Raw genomic sequence first — 15,064 nt, forward strand, 5'->3', positions numbered from 1 at the left:
CGAATCCTCCGTAACGTAGGATTCGACGTGGCTACTACTTAGCTCAGTAGTCGAGCACACGCCGAATTCCTTCTTCAATTCGAGGTGGATTGGGGAGGTAGTAGTCCTCCATCGAGAGCAAGGGGACTGGGATGTCAAAACCAGTGACTCGTTCAACGGGTGCTTCAAGGTACATCAGTGCATCGTCATTAATGCGAGCGACGAGTTCTGAGCCGAATCCGCCAGTTCGTGCTGCTTCGTGCACTATCATCGCCCGCCCCGTCCGCTTTACTGATTCAACGACTGTTTTATGATCCAGTGGTGAGATGGTGCGGAGATCAATTATCTCGGCGTCAACACCGTAATTCTCGACAGCCGCTATTGTCGGCTCCATCATGGCTCCCCATGAGATGACAGTTAACTCTGATCCAGTACGACGGACGGCTGCCTTTCCGATCGGTTCCTCATAGGAATCCTCGGGGAGATCCCCGCTGAACGACCGATAGATATGTTTCGGCTCCAAAAAGAGCACTGGGTCAGGGTCGCGGATAGCCGCGATGAGTAGCCCCTTCGCATCGTGTGGCGTGCTCGGGACGACTACTTTCAAACCGGGGATGTGACCGTATGCTCCCTCTAGGCTCTCGGAGTGATGTTCAAGTGCGTTGACTCCTGCCCCATATGGTGTTCGAACAACGAGTGGTGCGGTCCACTCCCCACGTGTTCTCCACCGAATTCGGCTGGCCTGCGTGACAAGTTGGTCGAACGCCGGCGGGAGGAATCCTGAAAACTGAATTTCAGCTACGGGACGATACCCGTACATCGCGAGACCAACCGCACCGCCAACGATGGCAATCTCTGATAGGGGTGTGTCAGTGACTCGCTCCCCACCAAAACGATCTTTTAGCCCATCAGTCGCTCGGAAGACACCGCCGCTTTCCGCAACGTCCTCACCAAAGACTACAACCTGCTCATCCGTTGCCATCTCGGTGTGTAGCGCGTCGTTGATCGCTCCGACGATAGTTTCCTGCATGATTGTTCACCCTTTCACCCGTTGTTCGATGTGATCGTACGCATCAGGGCGTTCCTCGAGGAACGCCTTGAACTCAACCAGTTGCCGTTGGAGGTATGGTGGTAGTTCGTCATATAGGTACTCGAATATCTCGTCAACACTCCGCTGTTCGTATTCATCCGCCGCCGCCAGTGCGGCGTCGAACTCATCATTAATCTCTTCAACCAGCGTTTCCCGATCGATTTCGCTCCACAATCCCTCCGATCGGAGGAACGACTCGTACCGAGCAATCGGGTCACGTTCTTGCCACTGTTCCACTTCTGACTCGTTGCGGTACCGACCCGGATCGTCACTGGTCGTGTGGGCGTCTCGGCGGTATGTCACCGACTCTACAAGCGTTGGATTTCCAGCACGAGCAGCCTTGCGTGCCTCAGAGACAGCCTCGTAGACAGCTAATACGTCGTTTCCGTCCACACGGATGCCATTGATTCCATATCCGATAGCTCTCTGCGCTACGGAGCGTGCATTTGTTTGCTTCTCGAATGGCGTTGAAATTGCGTACTGATTATTCTGGCAGAAAAATACCGCCGGCACATCGAGCACGCCTGCGAAGTTCACTGCCTCATGGACGGCACCGGTACTGCTCGCTCCGTCACCGAAGTACGCTGTAACGACGTTGTCCTCGTCGGCAAGTTTCATGCCCCACGCGGTACCGGTGACGAGCGGGAGATGCGACCCAATGGAAATGGCGATCATTTGGTTGTGTTTAGCCATCTCTCGGTTCGCGTCCTCAAGGCCACGCCAGAACAGTATCAGATCCCGTATTGGCAATCCCTGAAGGAACATTGCGCCCGCTTCACGCCCCATCCCGAGTAGCCAGTCATCGTCTTTGAGTGCGTATCCGGATCCGATAATACTTGCCTCCTGACCGCGCCCGGAGCCGAAGGTTCCTATCTGACCGCGTCGCTGAAGTTTCACCATCCGCTTGTCGAATGTCCGTTCTACGAGCATCCAGCGGTAGAGCTCGCGAAACGCATCGTCGTCGAGACTTGGAACTGCTTCGGAATTGTATGAACCGTCGGGGGCAAGAATTTGAAACAATCCGATCTCGAGATTCTCCTGCGAGATTCGACCTTGATCTGCACCAACCGATGCTACTAACTTATGATCATTATTCATGCTCGTGGAGCACCTTTGTTCGGGAATACAATGGTCGGGAGATAAATCCATCGGGAACTCCACTCTCGCCGACACCTGAAGCGATGATCATTTAGAATTGACTGACGGAGCACAATAGACGGTGCATTAATCCGCCCACCTACATTGACCGAAATGCAGCATAGACCAACACCGCCATATTTTATATTGGTGCTATACAGACATGCAGGTATGCGATTCGTTCGATTCGACGAGGACCGACTAGGATTGCTTACCGACGACGATACTGGCGTCATCGATCTCAGTGACCGGCTGGATCTTATCACCCGTGATCCGCTGTTGGAATTTATCCGCAGTGACTATGACGCGAGCGAGTTTACCGATGCAAATCCAGATTATGACATCGAGGACGTTCACATCGGCGCCCCTATCAAACGGCCAGGGAAGGTTATCGCCGCCCCACTCAACTACGAAAATCACATCGAGGAAGCTATCGCCGACAAAGACATTACAACGGATGAGTGGTTCTCGATCGAGGACAAAGGATACTTCCTAAAAGCGCCCTCGAGCGTTGTCGGGCCAGATGACGGTGTCAAACTTCCGTTCTCGGATCGTCGTGTTGACCACGAGATCGAACTCGCGTTCGTGATGGAGTCGGATGTCAAAGACATAGATGCCGAGGAAGTATGGGATAACATCTTTGGGTACACCATCCTGCTCGACATTTCCGTTCGCGGTGATCAAGACCGCTCCAATAGGAAGTCCTATGACACATTCACAGTCATCGGGCCATGCGTCGTCACACGCGACGAGATTGACGACCCGCAGAGTCTCGATATGGAACTCCAACTCAATGGCGAGACGAAACAACGGGACAATACGAGTGACATGGTATACACGTGTGCTGACGTTGTGCAGTATGCCTCTCTCGGAACGACTATCGAGGCCGGAGACGTCATCACGACGGGAACTCCGGAGGGTGTGAGTGCCCTGTCGGATGGCGACACCATCGACGCTGAAATCGAGAATGTTGGTTCCATGACCGTCGATGTAACGGCCCGTGACACTAGTTTTGAGGACGTAGACGTTCAGAAGGGCGGCCAAAAATAGCGACGTTCGACTTAGTTTCTTCATCCAGTTTATACTGATTTCTGTGAACTAATGTGCAGAAGCTGGCTTAATACCGCAAAACTACACACTATGATTCGGCGATGTCCCGTCTCGAAATCGACGCTATCGACGTCGCAGACGGAACTATCCAGATTTGCTGTAATGTGCCCTTCTTGCTCAAGAAAGTCGAAGCTACCACTTTTGCTGAGTCAATGGATCTGAATTAATAGTGAAAACAAGCCGTTCTCGGCGATAATATTAGGACGGTTGTGCCTCAGCGTAGAAATTAAAGGCCTCGAACACTGGCCGGTCGGAGATGCCGAGAAGGATAGCCTCGTCGTCAGGCTCATGATGATGGATCTCGTCCGGCGGCACGACGAAGATATCCCATTGACTCCATTCTAGCGCCTCGTCGCCGACGTGAGTCGCTCCTTCGCCCTCAATAACGAAGTATACCTCCGTCGCATTGTGGAAGTGCGGATCGGTCGGACCCTCGTTCAGCAACTGCGCTCGGAAGGACATTGTTGGGAATAGCGGCTCTTTCCCCGTCGCCGGATTAATGTAAGCGAGACTGTAGCCGTCGTGTGGGTCTGGATCATCGTTGTCCGCACGCTGACGAAGGGCTTCGAGCATCTCGTCCCAACCAAAGCGATATGGCGGCGTCGCCTCACGAATTCCCTCGAATGGACCGGGGATGGATCCGTCAGTCTTCTCATTTGCTGGGCGACCGCGACCATACTGGCTGTCCCAGTACCCCTGGGTCTTGGTGACTGGCTGGCGTTCGAGTTCGTGATTCTCGAAAACCTGTCGTTTATTTAAAGAGTCCAAAAACAGCGGCAGATCGAGAACGTCGAGCCATGCAGCTGTTTCATCAGAGTCGTTGATGTGGTCATGCCATTCCCACTGTGGGGTCGTGATAAGATCGTTATCCCGCATAGGGAATTCCTCGCCTGCAACGACTGTCTTCATGTCCTCGTTCCCATCGATGGTAAACCGCAGGGCGTTAGCAGAATGTCGATGAGAGGGTGCGGTTTCCCCTGGGGAAACAGTCTGAACACCAACGTAGATCGTATTCGATATCGCGTTCCCAATAGAGGTATTGATTGGAACAGCGACACGTCGCTGAAATCCAGGGGGCAGATCTGCAATCGGGACGTCTTTTTCGATGCTGTCGATAGCAGTCTGGATATCCTCCCATTTCCAGATATCCGGTTGAAGATCATCGATGACGTTGCCGAAGTCGTCTTCTACCTCCCAGAGCGGGCGGAGACCATGCTTTTCAAGGATACCACGTGTTTCGGAACTCAGTTCTAAGAGTTCCTCTGGTTCTTGATGGGCCATAGTCAATTATTAGCACAGACTCACCATAAGTGTAGTGGACACATCTAATCCATAGTCGCTCAAGTAGTTCCTTCCTGGTTGTTTGTACTCCCTGGGTTACATATGATCTACGCGCACTATGACTGTGCGTCGAAAACCTCGGTAGTCGGAAAGACCGCCCGGCAGTCCTCACAGACCATCTGTCCCTGAATGGCGTATTCCCAGAGTTTGCCGCCGCAGCTTAAGCAGTCGAAATGTGCTTTGACGAATGGATTCTCCTCGGCGTAAATGTTGTCAAACTCGGCCATGTGAATACATTGCGAATGACATCTCAAAAGCGTATTGCCTGCCTGACCGATATCTTCTTGCTCACGAAGTACCAGCAGAGGCGGTTAGTCTTCGGCGTACTCTTCCATTGCTGCTCGCAGGTCGTCAGGAATCTCTGTTGCCCCCTCACCACCGGTGCGAGCGCAGACGCGTTGTTCATACCCATGGAACGCTACTTTATCATCACAGCGAGCAACGTACTCAAGTCGGACGCTTCGGTTTCCAATCGTTGGCGTTAGTTCAATGGTAACACCATCTCCGGCCTCGACGGGATTCTCAAACTCAAAATTCATTTCTACGAGCGGCAATCCAAATCCATGCTCCTCAGTGATTTCCCAGTATGGCCAGCCGATTTTCTCCATGAACATATCAGATGTCTCGTGGATCGCATCGACGATACGGGGGTAGTGGGCAATGCCGAAGGGGTCAGTATCCGAAAATCGTACTGTCCACGTTCGTTCGTACATACGTTACTCCCCCCAGAGAGTGACGGAGTTTCGTGCCATGGCCCTGGTATCTGTCCTCACCATGGAATTGCTCTCAACATTTGCAGTCATATCGTTCCTGCGCACACAATCGGCGACGCGGTCAGCCACGGTTGTGAGTGCCGACACACCAATCTCACTTACGTCCGAAACGCCAGTTTTTGCGAATATCGATCGTTCCTTATCAAATAGGAAATGACAGTCGTGGCCACTACTATTGCGAAGAACAGTCCCACTGTACACGTCGGATCGACTCTCTGATCTCATGCTTGTGTGATGGATTAACGTACAGAAATAAAACGTTTTTCGAAGGAAACATTCATCCCGATCCAATACTTTCGGAACAATCATTGTAGTTGGATGAGAGATAGCACAGACCCACATCTCAACATGGGTTTTTCGTTGAATCTCGTTTGGTTTTCCATGCCTGATCTTGACCAGTCGTGGATCTCGCTGCCGGCAGGACTCAGCATGGTAGGTGCCATCCTCTTGTACGCGCCAGTATCAGGAAACGTCATGACATTGATTGCTATCACTCTTGTCTGTGTTAGTCTTCGGATCGGAACGTCCGTTGAACTTTGGTTCACTGCACTTGTCTGTATTGGTCTCATCGGCATTACGCTCTCAACGAAGATCTCGCACGGTCAACGTTCCAATCAGATTTCAGTCACAGACCCGGAGCTTTATGTAGTATATATTCGCTATTACCGTGTATGCTCTTATCGCAACTATTTCATCAATCCGTTGCCCGAGCACCCGATACGGTCGCCGTCGTAAATCTCGGATCAGGACGGGAATTGACGTACCAAGAGCTATCTGATCGTGTATTTTCGCTTGCCAATGGGTTACGCAAGCATGGTATTGGTCACGGTGATAGAATAGCGGTCTGTATGGGGAACCGTCCGGAAACAGTCATGACCTTCCTTGCAACTCAGTTTATCGGTGCCATCCCAGTTCTATTTAACTTCAGAGAGACTGCCGATGGGGTTACGTACCATGTCGATGATTCGAATGTAGACACATTGTTGTACGATGCCTTGTCCGCAGAATCGGTACAGATGGCGGTCGATTCAATCGACTGTGACCTCATCTACGTTGGGAATGAAGAAACGTCTGAAGCAAAGCCGTTCGGTTCACTCCTCGATGCGCCGCCAGATAAGCCAGATGTCAATGTATCTGCTGATGATCCAAGTGTTATTCTCTATAGTTCTGGGACAACCGGTGACCCGAAAGGAATTCCGCTGGACCATCGTGCAACGACTACTCGAACGTTGGTCAATGCTATGGGCCAGCGATATTATCTCGATGAAACGCTGATCGGCATAATGCCCCTGTATCATACCATCGGACTTCACGGTATTCTCTGTAACGTTCTGAGCGTGTCCGGAACATATCTCTGTATGCCGAAATTCAATCCGGAACGATGTGTCGAAGCGATCTCTGAATGGGAGGTTACTGGCCTTCACGAAGCACCGACGATCTTCAGTCAATATCTCGCCACCAACGCAATAGACGAAGTCGACGTCAGTAGCGTTCGAGCAATAGGGTACTCGGGGGCACCGATGAATTCAGAGCTATTCAACAAAGTTGTTAATGCATTTAATCCAGATCACATTGCAAATCTATATGGGACGACCGAAGCGTTCGGTACAACTGCACACGTAGGGCTAAACGAGAATGACGACCCGAGGATAACGGGACCAGCAAATGTTTTCTACGAGATTCGGATCGTCAACCTCGAAAACGATCCCAACGACGAGGTTGAGCATGGTGAAGAAGGAGAGCTCATAGTCAATATAGAGTCACCACTCGCTTTCGACGGATACCTGAACAAGCCAGAGCACACCGAGGAAGTTATTCATGACGGGTGGTTCTTCACCGGTGATGCAGCCTATGAGACAGATGAAGGGTATATTGTGATTACCGGTCGAACTGACGACATGATCATAAGTGGCGGCGAGAACATTCATCCAGTGAATGTGGAAGACATCCTTACTTCCCATTCGGAAATTCGTGATGCTGCCGTTGTTGGCGTTCCGGATAAAGAGTGGGGAGAACTTGTTAAGGCGTACATCGTTGCTGATGACGGTATGACCTCGGATGATATTGATAAATGGTGTATGAACAACGATGCCCTTGCGAACTTCAAGCGACCACGAGAATACGAATTTCTCGACGAACTTCCTCGTAACCCGAGTGGGAAAATACTCCGGCATAAGCTTCGCTGAGAAGAATACTGCTCATATTTCCGCTCACCATTGCTGTCTGGATGTCGATCTTCTCACTGCGAGCGTCGGTGGGGTAAGGTGAATTCACACTTGACGAACGTCATACTAAAATATCAATTACTTGCTATTACTGACTCGTTCAGAAATCTGACGCAGTCAACTCCGATGACATTGAATCCAATCTCGATGGTGCCCTGGGAGCGGTCAGGAATGAAATAGATTTACAAGGTTTCGACAACAATTGAGACTATGACGCGAGAGGTGGATATTGAAGCAGCTGTGGAACAGCGTAAGGAAATTCCAGATGTCGATACTGTGTATGAACCCACTGAAGAAATTTCCATCACCGACTTATTTGATACCACGTTTGTCCGAAATCGCACTGAATTTGACTCATTCAGTGAGCTGGTCGCAGCAAGCCCCAGTAATGCCGACTCCGCCGCCGAACTCGATAGAGTATCTCACGGTGAGTGGGACGAATTCGTGGCCGAAACAACCGATTTCGAGGACGAGAAATCGCTGGTGATGGCCGCCCGGGATCACTGGGTCGCCCAAACATTGGATTTAGCTTAAAAAACGTGCAGAGTTCTTGCTGTCTATCTAGCGATAGAGTTGGGCACTGTCACCATCTGTTCCCTAAACCGTACTGCTGAACGTAATTCAGTAATTCCCTGTCGAGACGATTGGCGGGGTTCCGTGGGGTCCGTATGGTGCATCGTCGAGCCACTCACCAGCTACTTCGAAGTGATCTGCCAAGGTGGCGGCTGCTTCTTTTTGAAGGATTGTCGCCGGATTCTCGCCCTGGAGGTATTCCAGTGCCTGACCGGCCGCATTGAGGTTGAATTCGGCAGCCGTTTCGCGGCGAGCAGCATACAACTCGACCTCATCGCGGACAACCGCATCAGTCTTGGCGTTGATTGCGGCCGCAATTGCCGAGGCAGCCTCATCTGCATCGGCAATTCCGGAGTTCATTCCTCGAGCACCGAATGGCGCCAACAGATGGGCTGCTTCTCCTGCAAGTAACACACGGCGGTGTTTGTCTACGAACGTATCTGCCATTACTTGGAGGAAATAATAGCTCGAGACCCACTGTAGGTTGTCCGCATACTGTTCTCCCATTATATCACGGACAAATTCACGCATTCGCTCGTCGCTGCAGAGCTCTTCGGGATCGTCGCCTTCGATACACTGGATGTCGAGCCGCCAGCCACCAGCAAAGGGAACAAGCAGTACGTTCCGCCCGTCAGCTGCTGGCGCATCGTAATGGAACACTCGTTCGAACGGACGTGGGTTATCTTTGACTTCCCCGACGTCTGCGATGATGAAGGCGTTCTCGGACTGGTCGCCATCGAAATCCGCGCCGATTTCTTTTCGGACAGTCGAGCCACCGCCGTCAGCACCAACCAAGAATTCTCCCACCCATTCGCGACCGTCGGCTGTTTCAACTTCGACTCCGCTGGGAGACGTCTCTACTGATTCTACTTCAGCGTCCCAGTGGATGTCAATGCCAGCTTCGTCTAAGGCTCGATGCATGTGTTCCTCGGTTACGACCTGTGGAATGCTAGTGAAATGGGGGATATCGCCGGATCCACCGGGCGAATCATACGTTCGACTGAACACTTCTTTTCCCCGGAAAAGCGTTCGTCTCGTTGGCCAGACGAGACCCTCGGCAACGAGATCAGTCCCAAGTCCAGGATGGATGCGTTCGAGAGTTCGGAGAGTCGATCCGTGGACGTAGATGGCACGACTCCCCGACCGATCGCGATCTTCGGATTCGGCTTCAAGTATCGTCGCATCTACCCCACGTGCGTGTAAAGCTAATGCAGTGGACATTCCAACTGGACCTGCACCAGCTATCAGTGCTGGCGCTGCTGTCGTATTACCGGTCATGGTCGTATCGTTGGAGTAAATCATGATAACGGTTATGGTCACGGCATCGCGTCGGGTTTGCCACAGGGATCACGTGTTTTCAGCCGCTCCAATAATTTTATTTCATAAACTCTAATTTATATTTTGTTATTATGCTAAACCATTAATAGAATACCATGAAATATGTCCAAACCACATATATGACCGGTATCTTTATTATCTATGAAAAATACGGTCGAACCATGTTTGGGAGTACCACGTGGGAGAATGACGAGCATATGTCCGGCGAAAGTGTCGAATCTAATACAAAAACTATCAAGGATGTGAGATTGATAAAAAAACGGCCAAAGCCTGTACTGAGGTTCCTTCTCGCGTTCGGAATCGGTTCGTTCTTCTTTCTGTTTCCGATACAGTGGAACGGCCAAACTACGATTCCACTCGATGTGGCTGTAAGTCTCATACAGGAAGCGTTTCCAGCTTTCGTGGAATTCTTTACGTTCAGCCTGATATGCGCCGGTGGTATTCTGACGACGCTTTCAATGGCCAATCACCATGGAATCGTGACGATATCCGAACAAACGGTCGACCGGTTCGAACTGGATTACTGGCAAACGTCGAATGTGTTTTGGATTTTCCGGATCGTAGGAATCTTTCTTGCGATCCCGATCCTAATCGGTCAGGGTCCACAGTGGCTACTTAGCGAAAATACATCGGGCATCGTCTGGGGGGGCCTTCTCCTGACGATTGCACTTGTGATTCCAATCGGTGCTGTTTTCGTCAACTTACTCGCCGAACTCGGAGGATTACAATTCGTCGGCACGCTCTCCCAGCCGGTAATGAAGCCGGTATTCAACTTACCCGGCCGTGCTGCCCTTGATAGTGCAGCGTCATGGCTCGGATCATTCAGCATCGGTTACTATCTGACACGAAACGTCTTTGATCGTGGCGGCTACGACAAACAGGAGGTTTTTGTCATCTGTACCTGTTTCGCGACCGGGAACCTCGGAACAGTCGGAGCGATCGCCGCTGTCCTCGAGATATTGCATGTCTTTCCGGTCATCGTCCTCTTGTATCTACTCAGCGTAATTATTACAGCCATCATTCTCGTTCGAATCCCACCGCTTTCGACCGTCCCGAACGAATTCATTGCTGAACCCGATCCAGAGCCAGAATTCAATGGATCATTGGGGGACTATTTTCGATTTGCGTTCAACGAAGCCGTTAAAACTGCTGAAAAAGGAGCCTCACTCCCACGATCTGCGATCGAAGGCTTCATCGATGGACTGAAACTGACTGGAATGATGCTCGGCACGATTCTCACGATTGGGATGACCGCCGTTATTCTCAACGAATATACGTCGGTCTTCGAGGTGCTATCGACACCGCTCGTTCCTATCTTGTCAGCGTTCGGTATCCCGGATCCACAGATGGCCGCTACATCGGTGATCCTTGGCGGTGCCGAGATGTTTATCGGTGCCACGTTCGCCGTCGGCGCTGACCTGATTACGAAAGTCTACGTTGTAATCGTAGTGAGCGGGCAAGCGATTTTCTTTGCCGCCTCAGCGCCGATGATGGTCGATATGTTTGACGATATTCCGATCCGATTCCGTGACCTGTTCGTACTGTTCGTGATGCGAACTGCCCTTCTCATCCCAATTACCGCTGCATTGGTTCATGCCGCGGTGCTTTTAGGGCTCATCTGACCAGATCTAGCTCTCTAACAAACAGCGTTCGTCGCCTTCTTCAACTTCTAAAGATCCGGTTATTCTATTCACTCGCTCACAGAGCAGAACAATACCGGTAGTTCCGAACGGAGTGTAACTTGCTGAGCAACGCTTCCGAAAAGTGCCTTCCCAGTGGGAGACCGTTTTCGCCCGGCGATACTGATCATATCGGCATCCACCTCAGCAGCAGTATCAAGGATTTTCCGTACGGCATCACCATTTGACTGGATTACTTCCACATTGAACCCTGCTTCTGTCAGTAGCTCGGTTGCATGCGTTACTGACTTCAAATTACTAGCATCTATCTCGTCGTCATCGGTGCGAAAGACATGATAGACGAAGATCTGAACAGCATTCGTCTGCAACGGTAGTGTAGTGATCGATGCTACCTGACTTGAAATCCGTTCAACATCGGTATCGGCGCATAGCAGTATCGTTGTCATGGTTGTCAACGTAACGTTCAGAGGCGGGGTGACCTGGTGACCGACTGCTTTGTTTGATCGCCAGGAGCGGCACACCGAACGTCTGTTCTATGTCTTATTCAGTGGGTTCAATGGTATAGTTGTTCGTATCATTTCGTATCACGGTGAAGAACGGTGAATAGACGATCTGAGAACAAAGAAAGATACTATTTCGAAGATGCACGCTTGCAACCTGGGATTTCCAACAAGATAGTAACATGATTTCAAATAATTAACTGTGTGTCGAACGTTTTATTGGTGGGTGATGCGTGTCGACTATTTGAGCGTTGAATCGAAGATGACTACGAACTCCAATACAGTATTCGAGGGAGGAGACGATACCGCTGTTCACAAGTCGCCATCTGATTTCGTCTCGGACGAGATAGATCAACCGGCGCTCGTGAACGACATCCGCGACCGAGTTGCTGGTGACGTTCGGTTCGATACCTATACACGGCAACTGTATGCAACCGATGCAAGCGCGTACGAAATAACACCGATTGGCGTTGTTTTCCCAAAATCAACCGATGACGTCGCGACAACCGTCGCATATTGTGCTGAGCGAGGGATTCCGATTCTTCCACGTGGTGGTGGGACGAGCTTGGCAGGACAAGCAGTCAACGAGGCCGTCGTGCTTGATATCACTCGGTATATGGACGATATCGTGGCAATCAACCCTGGTGAGCAACGTGCTCATATTGAGGCGGGAACGGTTCTTGGCGACCTCAACGAGGCACTTTCTCCTCACAATCTGAAATTTGCGCCCGACCCGGCTGCTGGTGACCGCAGTGTAATCGGGGGGGCAATCGGAAACAATTCAACCGGAGCACATTCGCTCGTCTATGGCAAAACCGACGCGTACATTGAGGAATGTACGGTCGTATTAGCCGATGGAACAATCACCACACTCGGCGAGATAAGCGTAGAAAACCTCCGTCAATCTGCCGATTCTAACGGAACACTTCTTGAACAGGTGTATGCGGAAATCATCCATATTATCGATAATAGAGCCGATGAGGTTCGGGATCGGTTCCCCGAGATGAAACGTAACGTCTCGGGCTACAATCTCGACGTACTCATCAAGGAGGCTGAAACAGGGACAGTCAATCTCGCTCGCTTACTCGCAGGAAGCGAAGGTACCCTTGCTATCGTCACCGAAGCCGAAGTGTCACTTGAGCCTGTTCCGGCAACGAAAGCAGTGTCATTGCTGTTCTACGACAGCGTCCTCGATGCTGTGACTGATGTCCAATACGTACTTGAACACGACCCTGCTGCGGTCGAACTCATCGATGATGTGCTTCTCGGGCTCGCCAGAAAGACGACTGAGTTTGAAGAAGCAGCCTCAATCGTCCCGAATGAGGCAGAAGCAGGGCTCCTCATCGAATTTTACGCCGATGATAACGACCACGGTCGGGAACAGACTGCAGCCCTCCTCGCCGATAGGACTCCAATAGCTACTACGGAAGCAATCCCTTGTGATGAGCGACTAACTAACAGCGAAACGTTCGCGTTTACCGGATTGGAGGCTCATGTTGCAGAAAAGCGTGCGATGTTTTGGACGCTCCGAAAGGCAGGCCTTCCGATCTTGCTCTCTCGAACTTCCGATGAAAAGCATATTAGTTTCATTGAAGACTGTGCGGTTCCGCCGGAACATCTCCCGGAATTTGTCGATCGGTTTCAGTCATTACTTACCGAAAAGGATCGTGATGCCGATGCGGCATTCTATGCCCACGCGGGTCCGGGGGTTCTCCATGTACGCCCACTAATCAATACGAAGGCTACCACTGATCGCAAGGACATGGTCGCCATTGCAGACGAGGTGACCGATATGGTCGTCGAGTTCGGTGGCAGCGTTTCTGGCGAGCATGGCGACGGACGCGCACGCACTCAGTGGAATCATAAACTGTACGGTGACGACCTTTGGCAGGTATTTCGCGACCTGAAGTCCGCGTTCGACCCCGAGTGGTTACTCAATCCGGGGAATGTTTGTGGTGACCACGCTATGACCGAACATCTCCGGTATGATGGGGAGTATGAGTTCAACGCTGGATTTGAGCCATCATTGAATTGGAAGAACGAGAACGGAATGCAGGGCATGGTCGAACTCTGTCATGGATGTGGGGGGTGCCGTGGTTCCCAGGAAACCACGGGCGGAGTGATGTGCCCGACCTATAGAGCCGCTGAAGAGGAGATTACGACGACCCGCGGGCGAGCGAACCTCCTTAGGCAGGCAATGAGCGGTGACCTGCCCGCCGATCCCACCGACGATGAATTCGCCGAGGACGTACTTGATCTCTGTATTGGATGTAAAGGGTGCAAACGAGACTGTCCAAGTGGCGTTGACATGGCAAAACTCAAAACTGAAGTCATGCACGAGCGGCATGAAAAATACGGTGCAAGCCTTCGCGACAAGTTTTTCGCCAATTTCGATACGCTCGCAATGATCGGAAGTGCATTGGCGCCAGTGTCGAACCTCATACAATCGCTTCCTGGAATGGGAACTGTCACAGAAAAAACAGTCGGGATTGCAAGCGAACGGTCGCTGCCAAAGTTTCACCGTGAGACGCTACAAGATTGGTTTGACGCACGCAAACCTCGTGTTCCAAAATCGGAAGCCGAGCGGAAAGTTGTCCTCTTTGCGGATACCTACACCAACTACAGTCATCCTGAGGTCGGAAAAGCAGCAGTACGCGTTCTTGAGGCTGCGGGTGTTCACGTCGACGTCGCCACCGAAACCGATAGCGGTCGACCGGCGTTATCGAAAGGATTCGTCGATATCGCTCGAGAGACCGTGAAAAGAGATGTAAAAGAACTTGAGCCGCGTGTTCGCGATGGATGGGAAATCGTCGTCGCGGAACCGTCCGACGCGGTGATGTTCCAATCTGACGCTCTTGATGTATGCTCCGGTGACGCAGTCAACGCAGTTGCTGCGAACGCCTACGGACTCTGTGAGTATTTAGATACGTTCCGACTGGACGAGAACGTCAACTGGAACCCACCCGCCGAATCACTCATTTACCATGGTCACTGCCATCAGAAAGCCGAGAAAAAGGATCATCACGCAGTCGGCGTCCTCCGACGAGCCGGGTATACTGTCGATCCCCTCGACTCGGGGTGCTGTGGTATGGCTGGTACGTTCGGATACGAGGCAGAACATTACTCACTAAGCAAAGCTATCGGCAGGATCCTCTTCGATCAGATCGACGAAAGTGATGCTGAGGTTGTTACTGCACCAGGAACGTCGTGTCGAACCCAACTCGCCGATAGTTGGATCCAACCCGTTTCACCGAACAGCTCGCTTGCCGGCACATCGCTCGACAGAGACGAACCCCCGACACCAATAGAACTACTTGCACATGCACTTCCGCGGTGACCGCTCTGTGATTCATTACGA

The 15,064-nt window shown here is 51.5% G+C and carries 12 protein-coding genes; 5 read left to right on the forward strand and 7 right to left on the reverse strand.

All coding sequences use genetic code 11. From position 1 onward, the window contains the following. Positions 1-43: 43 nt before the first annotated feature. A complete protein-coding gene (locus tag OOF89_RS17715; protein ID WP_303657572.1) occupies positions 44-1,009 on the reverse strand; it encodes an alpha-ketoacid dehydrogenase subunit beta in 966 nt (321 codons plus the stop codon). A gap of 6 nt (positions 1,010-1,015) precedes the next feature. Next, entirely contained in the window at positions 1,016-2,167 is a 1,152-nt protein-coding gene (locus OOF89_RS17720) for a thiamine pyrophosphate-dependent dehydrogenase E1 component subunit alpha (RefSeq protein ID WP_266081480.1), read from the reverse strand. 210 nt (positions 2,168-2,377) lie between these two features. Here OOF89_RS17720 and OOF89_RS17725 point away from each other — a divergent pair, with 210 nt between their 5' ends. Continuing rightward, complete coding sequence (locus OOF89_RS17725; RefSeq protein WP_266081482.1) at positions 2,378-3,256, forward strand: fumarylacetoacetate hydrolase family protein; 879 nt, start codon at positions 2,378-2,380, stop codon at positions 3,254-3,256. Positions 3,257-3,514: 258 nt separating this feature from the next. Here OOF89_RS17725 and OOF89_RS17730 read toward each other — a convergent pair whose 3' ends face one another. From OOF89_RS17730 to OOF89_RS17740, 3 genes are all read right to left on the reverse strand, one after another. Further along, a complete protein-coding gene (locus OOF89_RS17730) occupies positions 3,515-4,597 on the reverse strand; it encodes a cupin domain-containing protein (RefSeq protein ID WP_266081484.1) in 1,083 nt (360 codons plus the stop codon). Positions 4,598-4,713: 116 nt separating this feature from the next. After that, complete coding sequence (locus OOF89_RS17735; RefSeq protein WP_266081486.1) at positions 4,714-4,884, reverse strand: hypothetical protein; 171 nt, start codon at positions 4,882-4,884, stop codon at positions 4,714-4,716. Positions 4,885-4,968: 84 nt separating this feature from the next. Then, positions 4,969-5,370: an acyl-CoA thioesterase gene (locus OOF89_RS17740; protein WP_266081488.1), complete on the reverse strand. Its 402-nt coding sequence runs from the start codon at positions 5,368-5,370 to the stop codon at positions 4,969-4,971. Between the two features lie 731 nt (positions 5,371-6,101). On the opposite strand from OOF89_RS17740, the gene OOF89_RS17745 reads away from it, so the two are divergent. Then, positions 6,102-7,616 (forward strand): class I adenylate-forming enzyme family protein, encoded by a 1,515-nt coding sequence (locus OOF89_RS17745; RefSeq protein ID WP_266081490.1) that lies wholly within the window; start codon positions 6,102-6,104, stop codon positions 7,614-7,616. 249 nt (positions 7,617-7,865) lie between these two features. Continuing rightward, positions 7,866-8,189 (forward strand): hypothetical protein, encoded by a 324-nt coding sequence (locus OOF89_RS17750; protein ID WP_266081492.1) that lies wholly within the window; start codon positions 7,866-7,868, stop codon positions 8,187-8,189. A gap of 87 nt (positions 8,190-8,276) precedes the next feature. On the opposite strand, the gene OOF89_RS17755 is transcribed toward OOF89_RS17750, so the two are convergent. Continuing rightward, a complete protein-coding gene (locus OOF89_RS17755) occupies positions 8,277-9,506 on the reverse strand; it encodes an FAD-dependent monooxygenase (protein ID WP_266081494.1) in 1,230 nt (409 codons plus the stop codon). 221 nt (positions 9,507-9,727) lie between these two features. Between OOF89_RS17755 and OOF89_RS17760 the strand changes: the two genes are divergently transcribed. Beyond that, entirely contained in the window at positions 9,728-11,188 is a 1,461-nt protein-coding gene (locus OOF89_RS17760) for a YjiH family protein (protein WP_266081496.1), read from the forward strand. A 68-nt stretch (positions 11,189-11,256) separates the two neighbouring features. On the opposite strand, the gene OOF89_RS17765 is transcribed toward OOF89_RS17760, so the two are convergent. Then, the gene (locus tag OOF89_RS17765) at positions 11,257-11,652 is read right to left on the reverse strand and encodes a universal stress protein (protein WP_266081498.1); all 396 of its coding nucleotides are present in this window, start codon (positions 11,650-11,652) and stop codon (positions 11,257-11,259) included. A gap of 316 nt (positions 11,653-11,968) precedes the next feature. Here OOF89_RS17765 and OOF89_RS17770 point away from each other — a divergent pair, with 316 nt between their 5' ends. Next, positions 11,969-15,043, forward strand: a complete 3,075-nt coding sequence (locus tag OOF89_RS17770; RefSeq protein ID WP_266081798.1) for an FAD-binding and (Fe-S)-binding domain-containing protein — start codon at positions 11,969-11,971, stop codon at positions 15,041-15,043. The last annotated feature ends 21 nt before the right edge of the window (positions 15,044-15,064 follow it).

The organism is Haladaptatus caseinilyticus (assembly GCF_026248685.1).
In the GTDB taxonomy this organism is placed as follows: domain Archaea; phylum Halobacteriota; class Halobacteria; order Halobacteriales; family Haladaptataceae; genus Haladaptatus; species Haladaptatus caseinilyticus.